We start from the raw sequence: 22,229 nt of genomic DNA, 5'->3' as shown, positions 1-22,229 counted from the left end.
ATTCCGTAACGTATAAAAGGAGAGGATCCTGCATGAAAGCATTAAATAGAGAAAAAGTTTTAATTCTAACCGGTAACTATGGTGATGGTCACGTTCAGGTAGCAAAAGCTCTTCATGAAGCAATCCAGCTTCAATATTCGAATTTAGAATCTGTGATTTTTGATTTTATGGAGTGGGTTCATCCTTATTCCAATCAAGTCAGCCGGTTCCTATACCTACAAGGCGTGAAAACATTCCCACAGCTGTATGGATTTCTTTTTCAAAAAACTCGCCGAGCCAACACTTTATCTACTATTATGAAATCCATTTTCTCTTCAGGACTCGGGCGAATGCTTAAATTAATGAGAGAGGTGCAGCCATCAGTTGTTGTCAGCACTTTTCCTTTAGCCGCAGCTGTTATGTCGAAGCTGAAAACATATGGATTCATCGATATTCCTACTGTCACTATCATTACAGATCATACAGATCATAGCTGCTGGATTTACCCTAATACCGATCAATACATTGTGGGATCTACTATTGTCAAGGATTCCTTAATTCAATTAGGAGTAGAGGAACATCGGATTGCCCACACCGGGATTCCCATTCGTCAGCAATTTTCTCAAGCCTTTCACCAAGAGGAATTGTATAAAAAACATGGGATCGATCCACATTTGCCTACAGTATTAATAATGGGCGGCGGGTGTGGAATGATCGGTGATGGCATTTCCATTATTCAAGAATTTGAGCAATTATCGCGGCCGATTCAAATCATGGTTGTTTGTGGGCATAATGAAAAACTTCGTACGCAAATGTTGGAAAAAACAAAAGGTTCACAACATCATTTTTACATTATGGGTTATATAGATTATGTACATGAATTAATGGCTATTTCTGACCTAATGATTACAAAGCCTGGTGGAGTCACCACATTTGAAGCGATTGCGATGGAGTTGCCCATGATTCTGTATAAGCCAATACCTGGTCAAGAACAGGATAATGCAAAATTTTTAGTAGGTTCGGGTGTTGCGGTTCAAACTGAAACACACCATGATTTAATCAAAGAGTTATCTTATTTACTCTGCCATCCAGAACAGATACAGCTAATGAAAGAAAACTCAAAACGATTTCATCCAAAAGAATCTGCTTTTGCTTCATCAGAGATCGTTATTCATGCAAAGGACCATTATCAAAATAAACAAAAACTATCGTTATACATGATCGGTTCATAAGTAAAGTAAAAGAACCCTGTTGATAGGAGCGGAAGGCACGAAGACTCCTGTGGGAGTACGGTTCTGGAGAGACCCCGCAGGCGCAAGCGCCGAGGAGGCTCGCCGAAACGCCCACGGAAAGCGAAGTGCTTGGAGCGGAAATCAACAGGCAAGTTTAACAGAGCCTAAGTAAATAGGAAGGTGAAATATGGAATTAACCTCATCAAAAGAACAGCAGCCCATAGCGAAAACAATTTCGATTGTTAGCTTGATTCTTTTCTTATTTCTAACAGGGATGTATGTGTATTTTGTCCATACAGGAACGGCAAAAGGATGGCTTGAAACGATTCGTCATCTGGGCATTTTTGGAGTAATCTTGGGTATTATCATTCAAACCTTGGTAAATGTCATACCGGCACCGGGTGAATTTATCTCGCTATTTTTAATTGAAATCTATGGCCCAGTAGCCGGTGGCATCTATTCTTGGATTGGCGGGATCTTTGGAGCTGTTCTTGCCTATCAACTGTCAAAATGGATTGCCCGTCCTCTGATTGAACCGTTGGCAAAACCTTATTTGGTAAAAGTAGCTCGTTGGCTGGACAAACAAGGAGAAATCGGGCTGTTGATCATCCGATTTATCCCATTAGTTCCTTACCATTTTATCAATTATGCCTCGGGAATTTTGGGAGTAAATAGAAGGGCATTTCTTTGGACAACAGCCTTGGGTATCTTGCCGTATACAATTTCGGTGAGCAGCCTCTTTGCAGGTGTACGTCATGGAAGATTACTTCCATTTATGCTTGGAGGAGGACTGCTGATCTTAACGTCTATATTAAGTCTTGTTTTAAAAAGAAAATGGGATGTTAAAGGAGAAAAGTGAAGATGATAAAAATCATTTTTCTAATAGGTATTATTCTTATCTTCTATTGGTTTGTTCCTTATTTAATAACTCGGGTCTTTGGAATCGGAGTGATTAAGCGTAAGGGTTCTTCAACGGAAGTGGCATTTACCTTCGATGACGGTCCAAACCCAGTTTATACTCCGCAAATTTTGGATTTGCTGAAAAGACATCAGATTAAAGCTACTTTTTTTGTACTTGGATCAAAAGCAGAAAAATATCCCGAAATCATCAAAAGAATATACGATGAGGGACATTTACTTGGGATTCATAACTTCGTTCATAGAGCTAATTGGGGGATGAGCCCTTGGAAGGTTCGCAGGGACTTGGAGAAAAGTGCCTTCATCATTGAAAAAATAACGGAAGAACGTCCCATCTATTACCGTCCACCTTGGGGTTTGTTAAATCTGTTTGATTTATTTCTTTTGAAAAAATATAAAATCATCCTTTGGTCTGTAATGGCAGAAGATTGGCGCAGTAATGGGGGAAGTGAAAAAGTGAAAAACAGGCTTCTCCATCAAATAAAAAAGGGGGATGTCGTCCTATTGCATGATTGCGGCACTACATGGGGAGCGGATGAAGATGCACCAATGAACACCATAATGGCATTGAATGATGTCTTTAATGAATTGTCAAAGATGGGAATTTCTTGCGTGAGAATAGATGAGATGTAGAAATGGAGAGAATGCGCGATTGAAAGACAAATTAAAGGAAGGACCAGTTTGGAATTGTCTTTCATAGTGTGAATGAAGGACAAATTGACTGAAGGTCAGCTAGAAATTGTCTTTCAATGAGTGGATGAAAGACAAATTAGAGAAGGACCAGTATGGAATTGTCTTTCATGTGGTTGATGAAGAACAAATTAGAGAAGATCAAGCCATGAAATGTCTTTCATGTGGTTGATGAAGAACAAATCATAGAAGGTCAAGCAAGGATATGTCATTCATCAGGTGGATGAAGGACAGAACAAGCGAGGACAAGCCAGGAAATGTCTTTCATGTGGTGGATGAAGAACAAATCAGAGAAGGTCAAGCAAGGAATTGTCATTCATCAGGTGGATGAAGGACAGAACAAGCGAGGACAAGCCATGAAATGTCTTTCATGTGGTGGATGAAGAACAAATCAGAGAAGGTCAAGCAAGGAATTGTCATTCATCAGGTGAATGAAGGACAGAACAAGCGAGGACAAGCCAGGAAATGTCTTTCATGTGGTGGATGAAGAACAAATTAGAGAGGATCAAGCCATGAAATGTCTTTCATGTGGTGTATGAAGAACAAATCATAGAAGGTCAAGCAAGGAATTGTCTTTCATAATGTGGATGAAGGACAAAACAAGCGAGGTCAAGCCAGGACTTGTCCTTCAAGAGGTGAATGAAAGACATTTCAAGGAAAGGACACTCTAGAATTGTCTTTCATTGGTAGTATGAAGAACCAAATAAGAATGGGCAGTTTGAAATTGTCTTTCATTTGAAGGTCCCGAACCCTTTTAATGCATGTACATAAAATAAATGTACATCTAAATTGAAATGAGGACCACCAATGTTCTTTTTAAGAGAAACGCATCGAGTTCTCCCAGAAAAGGCTGATTCACTAAAAGAATTTTTGAATGAGTACTTGTTTCCTAGTTACATCAAAAATGGAGCGAAATTAATAGGAAGCTGGCTCACATCCACTTCAGATGAGGTCATCGTCATTTGGGAATATCCTAGCTATCAAGAGTATGAAAACATCACAGAGAGAATTCAAAAAGATGAATTGTATCAACATGCGCAACCCAATCTACAGCAGTTTATTCTATGCTCTTATCAAGATTTCCTAACCCCGACAGGAACCTACAGCTCACCTAAACAATCGGTTACGGTGAGTGGCTTTATAACGAATGAAAAAAATGAAACACTTTTGGTAAAAACATTTTGGCGATCGGATACCTGGGAGCTTCCCGGCGGAGGTGTTGATGAGGGTGAAACACTCGAAAAGGCACTTTGTAGAGAAATCCTAGAGGAAACGGGGATTCAAGTAAAACTAGTAGGGGTAACAGGCGTATATTCCAATGGAAGCAACACTACGATCGTGTTTTTAGGAAAAGCAGTAGGTGGTGCTTTAACAACATCTAAAGAAACAAAAGAAGTACAATTTATCAAACTTCATCCTGAAAACCTAAAACAATTCATTAAACGGGGAAAGTACATCCCTAGGGTAATCGATGCGATGAAGGGACAATGTTTGCCTTATGAATCGTTTAAAGTGCGACCGTATCAGCTTTTGAAAAGATTAAATGGTAATGTTGATTGGAATTAATACTCACAAACGTTGTGGGTATTTTTAGCTTTCCGGCAGTTTTGGCCAAGCAATCGGTTAATAGTGCCGAAAGATCGGCTGAATGTAAATATTTCTCCTTAACTATATAATGTTTTGCAAGTATATAAGATTGGCATGTTACTTGCAAAGTATATAGGTGAATTTTTCAATAGGGGGAATGGGGAATGAAGGCAGCAATTGTAAGCGAATTCAAACGGCAATTGGAAATTAAGGAAGTGCCAAAGCCAACATTGGGATATGGGGAAGTGTTAGTAAAAATGGAAGCATGTGGTGTTTGTCATACCGATCTTCATGCGGCACACGGAGATTGGCCGATAAAACCAAAGCTTCCGTTAATACCTGGCCATGAAGGAGTAGGTATTGTAACAGAACTTGGTGAAGGCGTAAAATCCCTAAAGATCGGCGATCGTGTTGGGATTCCTTGGTTATTTTCGGCATGTGGTGAGTGCGAATATTGTTTAAGCGGAAGAGAAACGCTTTGCACGAAGCAACAAAATGGTGGCTATTCCGTTGATGGGGGTTATGCGGAATACTGTAAAGCGCCAGCAGATTATGTTGCCAGAATACCAGAGGGTCTTGATCCAGTTGAAGTGGCACCAATTCTATGTGCAGGGGTTACCACCTATAAAGCTCTGAAAGTGTCTGAAGCAAAGCCAGGGGATTGGGTGGCCATCTATGGAATTGGCGGTCTGGGTCATATCGCTCTTCAATACGCAAAAGCGATGGGCTTTAATGTAGTAGCGGTCGATATTCATGATGAAAAGTTAGAATTGGCAAAAGAATTAGGTGCGGATTTTACTGTAAACGGGATGAAAGTGGATCCAGCAGCGGCCATTCAAGATAAAGTAGGCGGTGTACAGGCTGCAGTAAGTGTGGCCGTCACGAAAAAAGCATTTGAACAGGCCTATCAATCTGTTAAACGAGGTGGGACTCTAGTAGTTGTTGGATTGCCGCATGATGAGCTGCCAATTCCGATTTTTGATACAGTTTTGAATGGTGTTACCGTAAAAGGGTCCATCGTCGGTACTAGAAAAGATATGCAGGAAGCCCTAGATTTTGCTGCCAGAGGAAAAGTTCGTTCACAAATCGAAACGGCTCCGCTTGATGCGATCAATGATGTATTTGATAAAATGGAATCTGGAAAGATCAACGGCCGGATTGTTCTAACTATGAATTAATCGTATAGCAAAATTGAAAACTGAAAAGACCGGGTAGATAATTCCGGTCTTTTTCGGCTGTATGATGGATTATTTTTTTTCATTCAAATAGTATCTTAGTTTTCTTTGAGAAATGCCTAGCAAATCAGCTGCCTCTTTACGGTTCCCGATTGTTGTTTGCAGTGCTTTATAGATAAGTGCTTGAACTGTTTTAGATTCAAAGGATTTGATCATATCAAGAATTTTATGTAAATCAACGCCTCTATCCATTTCCCATAGCAACATTAAATCTTGGTGCCACTTCCTTAAATATTCTTCTGTTGAAAAAGACGATGAGGAATTAGCAGTGCGTTCTATTTCAGTTGTATGAGAAAGAGGTTGGCCTGAGTTCGTTATTTTTTCAGGAAGATAGTTAGGTGTTATGATTGATGTTTCTCCCTCAGCTAATGCTATGGTCCATTTAATGACGTTGATCAGTTCCCTCATATTTCCCGGCCATTGATAGTTACACAAATATTCCATTGTCTCATTGTCATAGGTTAGATGAAGATCTTGCTGTTTTAAATAATGTTGGATAAATAACGGAATATCTTCGAGTCGGTTTCGTAATGGGGGGATGGTTAATCTGACTACATCCAGGCGATATAATAAATCCTCGCGGAATGTCCCAGAGGCTACCGCTTTTTGTAAATCAACATGGGATGCGGCAATTAATCTGGCTTTACTCCTTTGAGTGAATTCCCCGCCGACCTTCATGAATTCTCCCGTTTCAAGAACACGTAATAGTTTTACTTGTGTCGCAAGGGAAGCTTCCCCAATTTCATCAAGAAATAAGGTGCCTTTTCCTGCCAATTCAAAATACCCTTTACGCTCTTTTATTGCACCCGTAAAAGCCCCTTTTGTATGGCCGAACAGCTCACTTTCCAACAGACTTTCAGAAATAGCTCCACAGTTGACGGCAACGTATGGAAATGCAGATCGCTGGCTGGCCTGATGAATGAAATGGGCTAATACTTCCTTTCCAGTTCCCGTTTCCCCTTCAATCAATACATTGACATTTTTTTGAGCAAATTTATAGGCTAAAGTGTAAAGTTGCTGCATCTCTTCATTATAGCCAATAAAACAGCCTAAGCGGTTGGATAGATCATGGGCATCACTAAGAGTAGGGGAGGGTGTGGTTGTTAACAGTTGGTGTGTTAATTGTTCAATATCAGAAATATCTTCAAACGGCTTTTCAATAAAATCAGACGCTCCTAGTTTTATAGCTTCAATAGCTGTTTTTACAGTGCTATAACCAGTCATGACAATTGCATTACAGTGTGGTTGCTTCTTTTTAAGATGTAGTAAAATATCTAAGCCATTTCGGTCTGGGAGCCTGACATCAAGAAAAGCTAATTGATATTCTAGTTTAGAGACATACCCGTCGAATTCTGCCCCACTTGTACAGCATGTGACGGAATGCCCCATATCAGTTAATAGGTGGTTTAGAAAGCGGCAAATTTCACTTTCATCATCAACTACTAAGATATTAGACATTTTTTCACCTCTTTACATCAATCATTGATTGGCAAGATGAGTTTAAAAGTACTACCTTCACCAAGTGTACTTTCTGCCTCCAATGTTCCGCCATGTGCTTCGGCAATCCCCAAACTAACAGAAAGCCCAAGTCCATTCCCTTTTAATCCGTTTTTTGTTGTAAAAAATGGGTGGAAAATTTCCGAAATCACCGATTCCTCCATTCCACAGCCATTATCCTCTACGGTTAATATAATGGTTTTTAACCCGTCTACCTCTTGCAGATAGGTTTGAAGAATAATTTTTTTATCGTTCCGTTTCGAATCCTCTAATGCATCCTTTGCATTTAACAAAAGGTTTAAGATGATTTGTCCAATTTGTTGGCAGCTTCCATCGATCAGTGGAAGGGATGGGGTGAATCTTGTTTCAATTTCGATGGCCTCCTTGTAAAGCTGATTTCCAACTAGACTAAGAACTTGTGCTGCGGCCACATTGACCGAACATTTTTCGAAAAGATATTCATCCTGACGTGAAAAGGTTAATAGATTGCGAATAATGTTCTTGCTCCGTTTCCCGCATTCATATATATCTTCCAATAGTTTATGACTTGAATCAGGAAGATCAAGTTTCCTAAGTAAGAGCTGTGAATTTCCCATAATGGCAGTGAGTGGATTATTTAGTTCATGAGCTACTCCGGCTGCCATTTCACCAATGGCAGCTAGTTTGCCGGATTGGATCAACTGAGCTTCAATCCTGCTTTTCGCTGTAACGTCTTTAATGTAAATAATCGTTGCATATAACTGATTAGCATCATTAAAAATTGGGAAACAATAACACTCACAAACTTTTTTCTCGATATGTAATTTGCTTGATGAAGGGCTTTTTGTAAGAATCGTTTCTTTAAATGGGTTCACTTCCTCTGTAAATAAAAGTCGAGCTACATTCAGTTCATTAAGATTCCCCGCTTCAGATAAGTATTGGAGAGCCGATTGATTAGCTTGGATCAGCTTTCCATTCACATCAACCATAAAAATGGCGTCAGAAACTGCTTGAAAAGTTTCTTCCCATTGTTTTTTCGTCTCAAGTAACTCATTGAACAGACGAACATTTTCTAAGCAAACGGCGAGTTGGTCAGCGAGCTGTTGGAAAAATGCCCGATCTGATGGATGAATGTCCATTTTTACCTTACTTCCAAGTGACAGTATGCCCTTTACATGTCCTTTACTGATAAGTGGGAATAAGTTAATAGCTACTAAATTCAGCTTTGAAAAAGCGTAATCCTCAAACCAAGCCTCATGGTTTTTGTTCGTCTCAACTAAGTGATAATAAGGTTCAGACGACTGTAATACATGCCAGTATAAAGAATTCTTCGTGGGATGGAGGGATCCAATTGTCAATTCGAAGGTTTCGAAAGGGTAGATGTTTGCTAAAACTAATTCCCCACCATGCAATAAGGATAGGCTGATTCTTTCAATCGGAAAAATCGTTTTTAATTTTTCTAGTACATGTTTCAACATGTCATCCATGGACATATCTACATTAAAGCTTTTCATAAGCTCGTTAATGATTTCTAATTGTATATTCTTTTTTTGGAGTTCATGAATCGTTTTTTTTAGTTCTGTGTAATAATTTCGTTTTGAAGATTGTACCCCTGTTAACAGTTCAATCATTTGTTCTCTGTTTTTCATGGTGCCTCCCTTATAATGCTTTTCTCAACAAAACTTCGACATCATTTGCTGAAATATCACGGGGATTGGTAATCATACAAGCATCTTGGAGGGAAAGCTCACTGATCTTTTGAATCATCTTTTCTTCAAAACCCATTTCTGATAGATTTTGTGGGGCACCGATATCAATGGATAATTGTTTAACGTGTTCAATTGCCTTTCTCCCAGCCTCAAAAGGCGTTAAACCATTGATATTTTCTCCAAGTAATTCAGCAATTTCTTGAAATCGTTTCGGATTAGCTAAAAGGTTAAATTCCATCACATGAGGCAAAAGGACAGCATTAACATCACCATGGAGCAGTGGGTATCTTCCACCAATAGAGTGGCTCATGGCATGAACAGCTCCTAAAATAGCGTTAGAAAAGGCGAGTCCAGCATGTAAACTTGCCATGGCCATGTTTTCCTTTGCTTCTGCGTTCAATTTGGAAGCCACGGAAGGCCTGAGATTATTCGAAACGAGCTTAATAGCATTCTTTGCAAATACATCTGTCATTGGAGTGGCTGCGATACTAACAAATGATTCAATTGCATGTGTTAAAACATCCAGACCAGTGGAGGCAGTCAGCCTTGCACTTTTTGTCGATAGCGTCTCTGGATCCACTATGGCAATGTCTGGAACTAATGATTTGGAAACGATGGTCATTTTCTTTTTCTTCTCGGTATTTACAATGACAGAGAATTGAGAAACTTCCGATCCTGAACCAGCTGTTGTCCCTGCCATAACTAAGGGTGGAAGCGGGATTTCAATCCTGTCAACACCTTCATAATCAGCAATTTTACCGCCATTTGTCACTAAAATAGCGACGGCCTTGGCAATATCGATGACGCTGCCACCACCTACACCAATAATGGCATCGCATTCTTGTTCGATATAAAAATTCGCTCCATTTTCCGCTTCAAAGTCCTTCGGGTTGGTAGTGATATCATGAAAACAAGCATAGTTTAAACCTGCATCAAGGCAGCTTTTGACAACCGTTTCATTCCAACCTGCATCAATTACGCCAGCATCAGTTACAATTAATACTTTTTTTGCTCCAAGCCGAACACAACTTTCTCCAACCTGTTGAAGAGAGCCTCTCCCAAAAATCACTTCGGGCATGACAAATTTGTTTATCATCGAACTCACCGACCTTTTTATTACGTTCCTACATAAAATATTCGCTTTAAAAAAGGAAAATCCTGTTAACACACTGAAAAATGGGGAATTCCCCGTTAAACGAATGAGATCGAAGGAGATTAGGTTAAATTAAGGATATGACTTTGCTAACTACCTTTATGAAAGGAGTCTTCAAATGCCAGAGCTCCCGGAAATGGAACATTACAAAATGCTTTTGAATGAAAAAATTGCCGGTAAACCCGTTACGGACATTCAAATAAATCGAGAAAAATCGATTAATGTAAACCCTGAACTATTTACAAACACGGTTAGAAACCAAAGAATCATGCAGATAAACAGGCGGGGAAAGCATTTGCTTTTTGAATTGCAAAATGGACAGACTCTGCTGCTGCATTTAATGCTTGGGGGTTTTATGTTTTTTGGGAACGAAGCAGAAAAACCAAAACGAACCATTCAGGTACGATTATCTTTTGGGGATCATCATCTCTATTTTATAGGGCTCCGTTTAGGTTATTTACATCTATTGTCGACAAATGAAGTAAAAGAACGGTTGGAGCACTTGGGACCAGAACCATTGCAGGCTGATTTTACAGAGAATGGGTTTCTAAAACTCTTGAATAAAAAACATGGCCGTTTAAAAACAACCTTTATTGATCAAGACTTTATTGCTGGCATCGGTAATTGTTATTCAGCTGAAATATGTTATCATGCAAAAATATTTCCGACGAAAGACATCGATGATTTAAATGAAAGGTACCGCCGGACTCTTTATCATTCAATGAAAGTTGTTCTGCAGGAGGGCATTCAATTTGGAGGCTATATGGAAAGTCCCTTTTTTAAAGGCGATCAAAAAACAGGGAATTATCGAGAACTGTGCCAGGTTTACGACCGAGAAGGTGAATTATGCAATAGATGCGGTGCGACAATTGTTATGGAAGAAGTAAGTTCCAGAAAAACGTATTATTGCCCCAATTGTCAGCAATAAATCTCGATCATTAGGAGCGGGATTTTTTTATTGGCATTGCTAAGGATGATATTAAGCCATGTTGATTGGAGAGGAAGGCACGAAGACTCCTCGAAAATGCTAACGCATTTCCTTCGTGCGTGGAGCGGAAATCAACAAACAAATTTAACGGGAGAATTTTTATTTAAAAAATGTTTATTATTTTGTCAAAATTTTAGGTTTTCCTAATTGGGTAAATGTAATATACTATATACAAATAAGTATAACACATTTGAAAAAGCATCATAGAATATTACATATTAATTATTAGTAAGGTGGTGGTAATGATTAAACTTACAAGGCGACAGGATGAAATCCTACAGATTGTTAAACGAAGCGGACCAATCACGGGGAAGGAAATTGCTGAAAGGCTCTCATTGTCCAGAGCGGCATTAAGGCCTGATCTCGCCATTCTGACGATGTCAGGAAATTTGGATGCAAGGCCGCGGGTGGGATACTTTTTTAACGAAAAATTAGAGGTAAAGCAACAGGCTTCCAGGTTTATCAATCAAAAAGTTTCAGAGTTTAAAGCACATCCGATTGTTGTGGGAAAATCGACTTCTGTCTACGATGCAGTTGTTCAATTGTTTTTAGAGGATGTTGGAACACTTTATGCAGTAGATTCCGAGGGTCATTTAGCAGGGGTTATTTCCCGAAAGGATTTGCTCCGGGCAGCACTAGGCAATAAAAATCTTCAAGAACTGCCTGTCAGTGTTATCATGACAAGAATGCCGAATATCATTACGATTCACCCGGAAGACACACTGCTCGAAGCAGCTAAGAAAATGATTCATAATCATGTAGACTCGTTACCTGTTGTATCAGAAGTGGGGGATCAACCGAATACATATTTACTATTAGGACGAATTACGAAAACGACGATTACGAAAGCTTATTTAGAAATACTAGAAGAAAAAGCATAGGGGAGTTGCTGCCATTTTGGTACAGAAGGAAGTTGTCTATGTAGTATCAGACTCAGTCGGGGAGACGGCTGAGCTTGTAGTAAAAGCTGTGGCAACACAGTTTACTAGCGGGCAGATCGATATTCGCCGCAATTCTTATGTAGATGATGTTGAGGATATTGAAGATGTCATCCTGTTGGCAAAAAGGGGCCACTCAATCATTGCTTATACCATTGTCATACCTGAATTGAAATTATACTTAGACAAAAGGGCAAGCGAAGAAGGGATTATGGCCATTGATTTGCTGAGTCCGTTAATGAATTCCTTTTCAGATCGATTGGGTCAGGAACCATACCGTCGTCCTGGTTTAATGAGAAAGCTGGATGAAGATTATTTTCGGAAAATCGCAGCGATTGAATTTGCCGTTAAATACGATGATGGCCGAGATCCTAGAGGAATTACAAAAGCTGATATTGTGTTAATCGGGGTTTCCCGAACTTCCAAGACTCCGCTTTCAATGTATCTGGCACATAAACGATATAAGGTTGCCAATGTACCATTAGTTCCGGAGGTACCGCCGCCGGATGAATTATACAAAGTGCCAAGAAAGAATTGTATTGGTTTAATCATTTCACCGGACAAATTAAATGAAATTCGCAAAGAACGACTAAAGGCTTTGGGGCTAGCCTCACGAGCTAATTATGCAAGTTTCCAACGTATTTTGGATGAGTTGGATTATGCCGAAAAAATCATGAAACGGGTAGGTTGTCCTGTAATTGATGTCTCAAATAAAGCAGTTGAAGAAACAGCGGGATTAATCTTGGATATCCTGAAAAAAGAGAGGGAGTTATAAGATGGAGAAATTCGTATATTTATTCCATGAAGGAAACGGCAATATGAAAGAACTGCTTGGAGGTAAAGGGGCCAATCTTGCAGAAATGACCAATATTGGTTTACCAGTCCCTTATGGATTTACAATTACAACACAAGCTTGCAATGCCTACTATGAATCTGGCAAAACGATTCCAACTTTAGTAGAAAAACAGACTTTGGAAGCCCTTTTACGTTTAGAGGAAAAAATGGGTAAAAAACTAGGTGACCCGAAGAATCCTCTGCTTGTTTCTGTGCGTTCCGGTTCTGTTTTTTCAATGCCTGGAATGATGGATACGATTTTAAATCTTGGAATGAATGATGAAACGGTTGAGGGTGTGGCAAGCCTAACGAACAATCCTCGATTTGCTTATGATTCATACCGCCGTTTTATTCAAATGTTTAGTAATGTAGTATTAGGAATTGATACTTACTTTTTTGAGCAATTATTAGAGGAAACCCGAGAGCAAAAGGGATATGCGTCAGACCCAGAAATGACCGCGGAGGATTGGAAAGAAATTATTGTTGGCTATAAAGAAATTGTTAAAAAACATACTAGAAAAGATTTCCCTCAGGATCCAAAAGAACAATTATTCCTGGCTATTAATGCAGTTTTTGATTCTTGGAATAATCAACGGGCCATTGTGTATCGTCGCCTGAATAAAATTGCTGATCATCTTGGAACAGCTGTTAATATTCAAAGCATGGTGTTTGGAAACATGGGAAATGATTCCGGTACGGGAGTGGCTTTCACCAGAAACCCTTCTACAGGTGAGCCGGTTCTATATGGTGAGTATTTAATCAATGCCCAGGGGGAAGACGTTGTGGCAGGCATTCGTACTCCACAGCCAATTGCAGCTTTAAAAGAAGAAATGCCTAGTGTTTATCAGCAATTTGCGGACACCTGCCATCGTCTTGAGCAGCATTACAAAGAAATGCAAGATATTGAATTTACCGTAGAACGCGGAAAATTATTTATATTGCAAACTCGCAATGGAAAACGGACTGCCCAAGCAGCAATACGCATTGCTGTGGAAATGGTCCAAGAAGGTATTATTGACGTGAAGACTGCCTTGCTTCGTGTGGATCCGGATCAATTGAATCAATTGCTCCATCGCCGTATTGATGATTCGGTAGAAAAAAGAATTTTAGCAAAAGGTTTGCCGGCATCACCTGGGGCAGCAACCGGCCAAGTGGTATTTGATGCCGATGAAGCTGAGCAATTAGGGAATGATGGTAAAAAGGTTATCCTTGTCCGTCCGGAAACAACACCAGATGATATCCATGGAATCGTGGCTTCTCAAGCTATTTTAACAAGCAGAGGCGGTATGACAAGCCATGCGGCGGTTGTTGCCCGTGGTATGGGAAAAGCCTGTATTTGTGGCTGTGAGGCATTAAGGATTGATTTAAAAGCAAAGCAATTCTCTGTTGGTGATATGGTAGTAAACTATGGCGATGTGATTACTATCGATGGATCGACAGGTGAAATAATGCTCGGGGAAATCGCTATGATTGATCCTGAATTATCAGATGAATTCCAGCTGTTACTTTCATGGGCAGATAAAGAACGGAAAATAGGCGTTCGTGCAAATGCCGATAACCCTGAAGATGCCAAAAAAGCTTTTGATTTCGGGGCAGGCGGGGTAGGTTTGTGCCGGACAGAGCATATGTTTATGGATATAAAGCGAATTCCAATTGTGCAAAAAATGATTTTAGCAGAAACCTATAATGAGAGAATGGAAGCACTTGACCAGCTTCTGCCAATGCAGCAAGGAGATTTTGAAGGGATTTTCGAAGCCATGCAGGGACTCCCAGTCACCATTCGTCTATTAGATCCACCTTTACACGAATTTTTACCTGATAAAGAGGAGCTTCTAGTCGAAGTAACGAAGCTGCAAATCTTGGATCCTGATTCTAAAGAGTTAGCTCAAAAAGAAAAATTGCTTAAAAAGGTTCGTCAATTAGATGAATTTAACCCAATGCTTGGACTCCGCGGCTGCCGTTTAGGAATGGTTCATCCAGAAATCTATGAAATGCAGGCAAAAGCCATTTTCTATGCCGCTTCAAAACTTGCTGAAAAAGGGATAGAAGTAAATCCAGAAATCATGATTCCACTTGTTGGGCATGTGAATGAATTAAAACAAATGCGTGAATTGGTGATTGAAACAGCGAATAAGGTGCAGGTGGAAACGGGTCGGAGCATCCAATATACTGTTGGTACGATGATTGAGATTCCGCGCGCAGCCTTAACAGCTGATGAAATAGCTGAAGAAGCCGATTTCTTCTCTTTTGGTACAAACGACTTAACCCAAACAACTTTCGGCTACAGTCGTGATGATGCAGAGGGTAAATTCCTTCAAGCTTATATTGAACATAAGGTACTCCCGGAAAATCCATTTGCCGTCCTTGACCAAGAAGGAGTGGGAAAACTGGTTGAAACCGGCGTAACACTTGGCCGCAAAACAAATCCAAAGCTTAAAACTGGTATTTGCGGCGAGCATGGCGGAGAAAAGAGCTCTATTGATTTCTGCTACAGAACCGGTTTAGATTATGTCAGCTGTTCACCTTATCGTGTACCGCTGGCTCGTTTGGCCGCAGCACAAGCAACGATCCGACATGAGTTAAATCGTGAAGAAGTGTATACTACTGCATAATTTTTTAAGAAGACGGTGCCGCAATGGTGCCGTCTTTTTAAATAAAGGCTATGTTAAAGAACAGTGTTGATTTTTACAACTCTGTTGATTGGAGCGGAAGGAGCGAAGACTCCTCGAAAATGCTAACGCATTTCCTTCGTGCGTGGGCAAATTCTAGGAAGAAAATCAATGTCCTGTGGGAGTACGGTTCAGGAGAGTCCCCGCAGGCGCAAGCGCCGAGGAGGCTCGCCGAAACGCCCACGGAAAGCGAAGCGCCTGGAGCGCAAATCAACAGCCAAGTTTAACAGAGCCTAAATAAATGAACTTTTTTATGCTTATACTATAAAAAAAATCCAATAGGGGGATGATCATGGGTGCAATTGAACGAAACGGCTTTCGCTTTGTTCCAGAATATAGTGTAATCCAGCAAAGCGGAGCTATTCACGTTTACAAAAAAGAACAATTTATTGAGGAAATTCAATTTGATTTTAGTGGAAAGTTCCCGGAGCTTGATCAAATAGAGAAAATCGTGGATCATTATTGTGATGAACATAAAATATAAAGAACGCTTGTTCGCATATGTGTGTGGTGGTATAATAGAAAATGCAATAGAATAGGTTATCTCAAGGGTGGCGGCTCATTCCCTGTGAAAGGGGGTGATGCTGTTTGACAGTTTTTCAAGGATTGATGTTTGCTATATCATTTGCAAGTCTCATTGTCGCGATTCTGTCTTTTCACCAAAAAAAATAATCCACCCTTGAGCCGGCAAGCATAAGCGGTGGATTCTCGTTTCTATTTAGCCGATTCCCACTTGGGAAACCTCTATTGCATGACCGGGCGAGTTAACCCCATGCTCGGTCTTTTTTACTATATGCACATCTATATGATCATTATACATAAATCCGTTAGAAAAAGAAATCAAATTGACAAGTTGAGGAGTGATTTTTTGAGTAAGTTGACAACGGTGTATCCTGAAGCTGTTGAACAAACCAAACTGAAGCTTTATGAGGATATTGACCGATATCTTGAACTAAAGGAGACACTTCCATCATTCGAGCAGTACCTATCTGATCGCAAGCATTATATCGAGCAGATTTGGGTTAATGTATGGCTAAATAAGGTGACAAATGATGTTCCTAAAAATGAAAAAAAAGCATTTTTAAGTGAAAAGGGATACGAAGTACAAGGTGTAGACCGGAAGCTGATTAATAAGCTTTTTCGTGATGAAATGAGAGAGTACCAGCCATTTGATGCTCTAACTTGGCTTTATGAGATGTTTGAAGGACAAAAAGAAAAATGGTCGCTTCGTTTCAAAGAGGCAAAAGAACAATTTATCAAACGGGAAGAACAATCGAAAATAGCGGAACAAAAGGCAGATCTTATTGAGGAAATCGAAGATATTGCCGCCAGGATTTTGGAAGAGCAGTATCTGAATATATATGTCTATGTTCGATATTTTGTTGCTAAACAACTAACAGCTGACTTGAAAAATAATGTAAAGTTTCAATCCATCGATCCGGCTGCTTTAGAAGAAAAATTAATCAATCAAGGGGAATTTAATCCTAATGCGTATCAAACGGTCTCGCAATTTTTTACTGAGCTTACGGGAGAAATACAAAAATCGCCGGCATTTGGAAGAAGTTACTTTGAATATCAAACCTATTTTTATTTGTATGAGAGCTTAATATCTGATTATCTTTCTGACTTAGTTCCGGAAAAAGTCTTCCAAATGTTACCGAATGATTTAAAGGAAGATTTTCTTGATATAACCAATGAGCAACTTTCGATTTCTTTTGTAAAAGGAATGATGGGTGAGCTCCTTTATGACCTTGAAGGATTTATTTTAGAGGATATCCAAGAAGAGTATGTTGCTGATTTGCTAAAAATTTCAGATCTCCCATTTGAGTTACATACTCATAAAAATATCCTTGAACAGGATATAGAAGGGCGCGAACAGAAAAGGATAGAGGAACTCGCAGAAATTCAGCGTAAAAAATCTGAAGAAGATCGGATTATGCGGGATATCTTTGGTACTGAATACGATCCTTCTTTAAAAAGAGGAATCAGGTATGTGTTACATATTGGCGAAACCAATACAGGAAAAACCCATCATGCCCTTGAGCAAATGAAACAGGCATCAAGCGGGGTGTATCTAGCTCCGCTGAGACTGTTGGCCCTTGAGGTATATGATAAATTAAACAGCGAAGGTACACCATGCTCTCTAAAAACGGGGGAAGAAGAGAAAACTGTGGCCAATGCTTCCCATATTTCCTGTACGGTCGAAATGTTTCATGAAAAAGAGTACTATGAAGTGGTCGTTATTGATGAAGCTCAAATGATTGCGGATAAGGACCGTGGTTTTTCTTGGTATAAAGCTATTACAAAGGCAAACGCAGAAGAAGTTCATATCATTGGAAGCCGAAATTCAAAAGAGATGCTGCTAGAGCTTTTAGGTAACTCCCAAATTGAAATCTACGAGTACACAAGAGACACACCCCTTGAGGTGGAACCAAAAGAGTTTCATATCAAGCATATTAAAAAAGGGGATGCTTTGATTTGTTTTTCGAGAAGGCGAGTGCTTGAAATCGCATCACGGTTGCAAAATAATGGCCACTCAGTAAGCATGATTTATGGAAGTATGCCTCCTGAAACAAGGAAAAAGCAAATCGAGCAGTTTAATAAAGGAAAAACGAAGGTCATTGTCGCCACCGATGCGATCGGAATGGGCTTAAACTTGCCAATTCGCCGAATTGTGTTCTTGGAAAATGAGAAATTCGATGGGACTCGGAGAAGGCTGCTTACGTCTCAGGAAGTAAAGCAAATTGCTGGTCGAGCCGGCAGAAAAGGTATTTATGACATCGGTAAAGTTGCATTTACAAGTGATATTAAAAAGATGAAAAATCTCTTGCTGCAAGAGGATCGGCCCGTACAGACGTTTTCAATTGCACCAACGAGCACTGTTTTTGAACGTTTTCAAAGATATTATCGGGATTTGGGTACCTTTTTTGAATTATGGGAGAAGTTTGAGAGCCCTAAAGGTACGAAAAAGGCGTCCCTGTCTGAGGAAAGATCTCTTTATAAGAAAATTGTCGGTACTGAAATAGAAGCAAGATTATCCTTAACGGATTTATACGGATTTTTACATCTTCCTTTTGCCAAGAATGAACCGTTGTTGACAAAGCAATGGGAAGATACGATGTATGCCATTATTGACGGAAGTGAACTTCCCGAACCACTAGTAAAAGAGCGCAGCCTTGAAGAATTGGAATTGAGCTATAAGGCAGTCGGTCTCCATTTACTGTTTTTGTATCGGCTAGGTGAGCGTACAGAAGTTGTTTATTGGGAGAGGCTGCGTTTAGATATCAGTGACAAGGTGCAGGAGAGATTAAAAACAGACATTAAAAAGTTCGAAAAAAAGTGTAAAAACTGCGGTAAAAAATTGCCTTGGGACCATTCTTTCCCAACATGTGAAGCATGTTATCGAACAAGATATAAACGGTATTGGGAGGATGAGCAAGACTTTTTATAGATATAGAAATTTAGACTAGGGGAGTGTTACGGTTGGTAAAAGTGGAAGTAAGGAGACCGAAGCAGGAAGAACGGGAGGAGTTAAATCAGTTTTTCTCATTGGTTATCAAAGATACATTTTTAAAGGAAGGTATATCCGACCTTGTATACGATATGGAAGAAGAAATTGAAACAAAAAATCAATATCTGCAAGCTGATTTTGACAGCAATGGGAGGAATCGTTATTTCTTAATAGCCGCAACCGGCGATAAAATAATCGGAACTATTGCTTTTGGCTCTTCCAATTCATTAATTCAGGAGTGCTCCAAGGGCGATTTGACAGATGTGATCGAAATTGGGACCGTATATATTCATCCCGATTACCAAAACCGTGGCATCGGAACATTACTCCTAAATACCATGCTTCTGACCTTAATGAGTAAAGGAATTGAAGAATTTTGTTTGGATAGCGGGTATAAAAATGCCCAGAAAATCTGGCGAAAGAAATTGGGAGAACCAGATTACTGGATGAAGAATTATTGGGGCGAAGGAAGCGACCATATGATTTGGCACAGGTTGCTGAAAGAAATCCCCGTTTTATTCACGATATAAAAGTTGAGAGGAGTCCGAATGACGGAACTCCTTTTTTTATGAAAAGAATGTCAAGGATTTGGAGAAACTTATAAAAAAAGGGTAAGGGTGGAAAAATGCGAGCTCTATTTATTTGTATATCCATAATGGTTTTTGCTTTTACAGAGCATGAAAAGGTGCAGGCCTCAGTAAATCATGAAGTTCTGTCTAATCAACTTAACACTTTCATGGCTAATGATCCAAATCTTAAGGGAGCCATAGCCGGGATCAGTATACGATCTGCTTTAAACGGCAGGGAGATTTATCAGCATAATGGTGGAATCCGCTTAAGACCGGCTTCCAATATGAAACTATTAACAGCCGCAGCAGCATTGGATGTATTAGGTGAGAATCATACCTTTTTTTCCGCTTTATATTCTGATGGTCCGCTGAAAAAGAAAACACTTCATGGGAATCTTTATCTTAAAGGAGGCGGAGATCCAACCTTATTAAAAAAAGATTTTGATCAAATGGCTGAAGAAATTCACAAACAGGGAATAAAAAGAATTAATGGGGACCTGATTGGTGATGATACCCATTTTGATGATGTCCGATTATCGTTGGACCTTCCTTGGAGTGATGAAACCACTTATTACGGTGCGCAGATTTCCGCTTTAACCGTTTCTCCAACAAAAGATTACGATGCAGGTACTGTAGTCGTCACCGTTTATCCGGGAAAAAAACAAGGAGATCAAGTCCGCTATACCATTACTCCAAAAACAAATTATGTAAAAATAATCAATCATGCTAAAACTGCAGCGGAGCAAGAAAAAAAGAACCTAACCATTGAAAGAGTTCATGCTAAAAATATCATAAAATTAGAGGGGCAACTTCCAGTAAATGCAAAAGAAAAAAAAGAATGGGTTGCCGTTTGGAATCCGACAAGGTATGCTCTAACTCTTTTTAAACAATCATTGGCTGAAAAGGGGATTAAAGTAACTGGGAAAATAAAGACTGGGGTGGTGCCTGACACCGCAACTGTTTTAACCAATCATCCATCCATGCCATTGTCTCAAGTGCTCATTCCATTTATGAAATTGAGCAACAACACACACGCGGAGGTTCTGGTGAAAGAAATGGGCAAAGTGGTGATGGGAGAAGGTTCTTGGGAAAAGGGTCTAGAAGTGCTAGAGGATACATTGGCCAAGCAGGGATTAGACACCGGGAACATGGTCATGAGGGACGGTTCAGGTGTATCTCATGTAGACCTTGTTCCGGCAAGCCAAATTTCACAGTTGCTTTTTTCCGTGCAAAAGGAGAGCTGGTTTCCGGCCTTTTTGCATTCATTGCCTGTTGCTGGTATAAAGGAAAAAATGGTTGGAGGCTCTCTCAGGTATCGGATGAAAGGACTTCATGTCATGGCGAAAACTGGTTCACTTTCCACCGTCAGTTCCCTATCGGGTTACGTAAAAACCAAAAGTGGTGAGACCTTGATTTTTTCTATACTGCTCAATAATTTACTGGACGGGGACAAAGGGAAAAGAATAGAAGATCAAATTGTCCGGGTGCTAGCATCGCAGTGACATAAAGTGAGTGTGACGGATGACAAACGAATTTTTGCAGAGAATCAGGTAGGATGTCTTTCATGAGGGTGGTGAAAGACAAACTAGAGTGGGAAGTAGGAGTAACTGTCTTTCATAAAGGGGATGAACGACAAACTGGAGAGGGCAGTTGGAAAGACTGTCTTTCATAAAGGGGATGAACGACAAACAAGAGCGGGAAGTAGGAGAAACTGTCTCTCATATGCTTGATGAACGACAAATTTGAGAGAGTGACTGGGTAGGTTGTCTTTCAAGCTCATGCATAAAGTTATACCAGGCAAAAAAGAGATGTCTGAAAAGAATATTAATATTCCATAATTCAAAATAATACCACTATAATAGACGTCTCTTATCCCATAAAATATAATAAAAGAATAGAATACAATTGGGAGAGAGACATGAAAACGGTTAATAAACAGAATCAGCTTTTGTCAGAACGATTTGAGGTTGCCTATAATCAGGTACACGAAGCATTACGGGGTATTGTGAAAATTAATGATGAACGATTTGTCGTTTTGGTGAAGGTTGGAGCCAAAAAGTATCAAGTGATTGAAACCTTTAAAAAAGACCTAGAGCAATACGCTAGATTAAGGAATGCCATTGTCCATGAGAAAATGGAAGTGGGCTTTTATATTGCTGAGCCCAATGCTAAGGTGGTAAACCATATTGAAAAAATCGCCAATATTTTAAGCAAGCCAAACTACGCGATTTCAATTGCAAGCAAAAACGTGGTTTCTTTTGATTACAATGATAGGATCTTGAAGGTAACGGCAGCTATTAAAGAACATGGTTACTCGAAATTTCCTATCTATAAAAATAAATCCTGCATCGGTCTGCTGACAGCAAGCTCTATAATGAAATGGATGGCCATGAACATGGAAAATGGCTTGGTAAATTTAGCAGATATTCATGTGTCTGATATTATGAAGTTGGAAAAAAATCATCCAATAGACTTCGTATCAAAAGAGATTAATATTTTTGATGTAGAAAATATATTTGAAAAAGCACATAAAAAGAAGTCCAAGCTTGAAGCGGTTATTATTACGGAAAATGGGAACGCAGACGAGAAACCTCTTGGGATTGTTACCCCTTGGGATCTCATTGAAATTGATTATACAGTGGATTAAAGAGCATGCCTTCGGGTGTGCTTCTTTTGTTGTAAGAATATGGTACAAAGCGGGTTTTATAGTGATATACTAGGATTTATAGTGATCGTGAAGG

The 22,229-nt window shown here is 39.6% G+C and carries 17 protein-coding genes; 14 read left to right on the top strand and 3 right to left on the bottom strand.

Features of this window, described 5'->3' with window-relative positions; all coding sequences use genetic code 11:
- Positions 1–32: 32 nt before the first annotated feature.
- From ACI3K6_RS19140 to adhP, 5 genes are all read left to right on the top strand, one after another.
- On the top strand, positions 33–1,211 hold the full coding sequence (locus tag ACI3K6_RS19140; protein ID WP_435556077.1) for an MGDG synthase family glycosyltransferase: 1,179 nt from the start codon (positions 33–35) through the stop codon (positions 1,209–1,211).
- Between the two features lie 187 nt (positions 1,212–1,398).
- Positions 1,399–2,070, top strand: a complete 672-nt coding sequence (locus ACI3K6_RS19135; RefSeq protein WP_435556076.1) for a TVP38/TMEM64 family protein — start codon at positions 1,399–1,401, stop codon at positions 2,068–2,070.
- A 2-nt stretch (positions 2,071–2,072) separates the two neighbouring features.
- The gene (locus tag ACI3K6_RS19130; protein ID WP_435556075.1) at positions 2,073–2,762 is read left to right on the top strand and encodes a polysaccharide deacetylase family protein; all 690 of its coding nucleotides are present in this window, start codon (positions 2,073–2,075) and stop codon (positions 2,760–2,762) included.
- Positions 2,763–3,626: 864 nt separating this feature from the next.
- Entirely contained in the window at positions 3,627–4,385 is a 759-nt protein-coding gene (locus ACI3K6_RS19125; protein ID WP_435556074.1) for an NUDIX hydrolase, read from the top strand.
- 185 nt (positions 4,386–4,570) lie between these two features.
- Positions 4,571–5,584, top strand: coding sequence for an alcohol dehydrogenase AdhP (adhP, locus tag ACI3K6_RS19120; RefSeq protein ID WP_435556073.1), 1,014 nt, complete (start codon positions 4,571–4,573; stop codon positions 5,582–5,584).
- A 69-nt stretch (positions 5,585–5,653) separates the two neighbouring features.
- Here adhP and ACI3K6_RS19115 read toward each other — a convergent pair whose 3' ends face one another.
- From ACI3K6_RS19115 to ACI3K6_RS19105, 3 genes are read right to left on the bottom strand one after another with little or no spacing between them, the layout of a single operon-like run.
- Entirely contained in the window at positions 5,654–7,099 is a 1,446-nt protein-coding gene (locus ACI3K6_RS19115; RefSeq protein ID WP_435556072.1) for a sigma-54-dependent transcriptional regulator, read from the bottom strand.
- A 17-nt stretch (positions 7,100–7,116) separates the two neighbouring features.
- Positions 7,117–8,766: a sensor histidine kinase gene (locus ACI3K6_RS19110; RefSeq protein ID WP_435556071.1), complete on the bottom strand. Its 1,650-nt coding sequence runs from the start codon at positions 8,764–8,766 to the stop codon at positions 7,117–7,119.
- A gap of 10 nt (positions 8,767–8,776) precedes the next feature.
- Positions 8,777–9,922, bottom strand: a complete 1,146-nt coding sequence (locus tag ACI3K6_RS19105) for an iron-containing alcohol dehydrogenase (RefSeq protein ID WP_435556070.1) — start codon at positions 9,920–9,922, stop codon at positions 8,777–8,779.
- A 175-nt stretch (positions 9,923–10,097) separates the two neighbouring features.
- Between ACI3K6_RS19105 and mutM the strand changes: the two genes are divergently transcribed.
- The 9 genes from mutM (at position 10,098) to ACI3K6_RS19060 (ending at position 22,135) form a co-directional block, all read left to right on the top strand.
- Complete coding sequence (mutM, locus tag ACI3K6_RS19100) at positions 10,098–10,907, top strand: DNA-formamidopyrimidine glycosylase (protein ID WP_435556069.1); 810 nt, start codon at positions 10,098–10,100, stop codon at positions 10,905–10,907.
- Between the two features lie 302 nt (positions 10,908–11,209).
- The gene (locus ACI3K6_RS19095) at positions 11,210–11,848 is read left to right on the top strand and encodes a helix-turn-helix transcriptional regulator (protein WP_335478092.1); all 639 of its coding nucleotides are present in this window, start codon (positions 11,210–11,212) and stop codon (positions 11,846–11,848) included.
- A gap of 16 nt (positions 11,849–11,864) precedes the next feature.
- Positions 11,865–12,680 (top strand): pyruvate, water dikinase regulatory protein, encoded by an 816-nt coding sequence (locus tag ACI3K6_RS19090; RefSeq protein ID WP_335478090.1) that lies wholly within the window; start codon positions 11,865–11,867, stop codon positions 12,678–12,680.
- A 1-nt stretch (position 12,681) separates the two neighbouring features.
- Positions 12,682–15,351: a pyruvate, phosphate dikinase gene (ppdK, locus tag ACI3K6_RS19085; protein ID WP_435556068.1), complete on the top strand. Its 2,670-nt coding sequence runs from the start codon at positions 12,682–12,684 to the stop codon at positions 15,349–15,351.
- 349 nt (positions 15,352–15,700) lie between these two features.
- A complete protein-coding gene (locus ACI3K6_RS19080) occupies positions 15,701–15,892 on the top strand; it encodes a YbxH family protein (protein WP_335478086.1) in 192 nt (63 codons plus the stop codon).
- A 384-nt stretch (positions 15,893–16,276) separates the two neighbouring features.
- Complete coding sequence (locus tag ACI3K6_RS19075; protein WP_435556067.1) at positions 16,277–18,859, top strand: DEAD/DEAH box helicase; 2,583 nt, start codon at positions 16,277–16,279, stop codon at positions 18,857–18,859.
- Positions 18,860–18,891: 32 nt separating this feature from the next.
- A complete protein-coding gene (locus ACI3K6_RS19070; RefSeq protein WP_435556066.1) occupies positions 18,892–19,449 on the top strand; it encodes a GNAT family N-acetyltransferase in 558 nt (185 codons plus the stop codon).
- A gap of 95 nt (positions 19,450–19,544) precedes the next feature.
- Positions 19,545–20,990 (top strand): D-alanyl-D-alanine carboxypeptidase/D-alanyl-D-alanine endopeptidase, encoded by a 1,446-nt coding sequence (dacB, locus tag ACI3K6_RS19065; RefSeq protein ID WP_435556065.1) that lies wholly within the window; start codon positions 19,545–19,547, stop codon positions 20,988–20,990.
- Positions 20,991–21,406: 416 nt separating this feature from the next.
- A complete protein-coding gene (locus ACI3K6_RS19060) occupies positions 21,407–22,135 on the top strand; it encodes a CBS domain-containing protein (RefSeq protein WP_435556064.1) in 729 nt (242 codons plus the stop codon).
- Positions 22,136–22,229 lie beyond the last annotated feature (94 nt).

Source organism: Neobacillus solisequens, assembly GCF_051233465.1.
Classification (GTDB): Bacteria; Bacillota; Bacilli; order Bacillales; family Cytobacillaceae; genus Neobacillus.
Note: the sequence above shows the minus strand (reverse complement) of the source record. Positions and strands in the feature narration are given on the sequence as shown.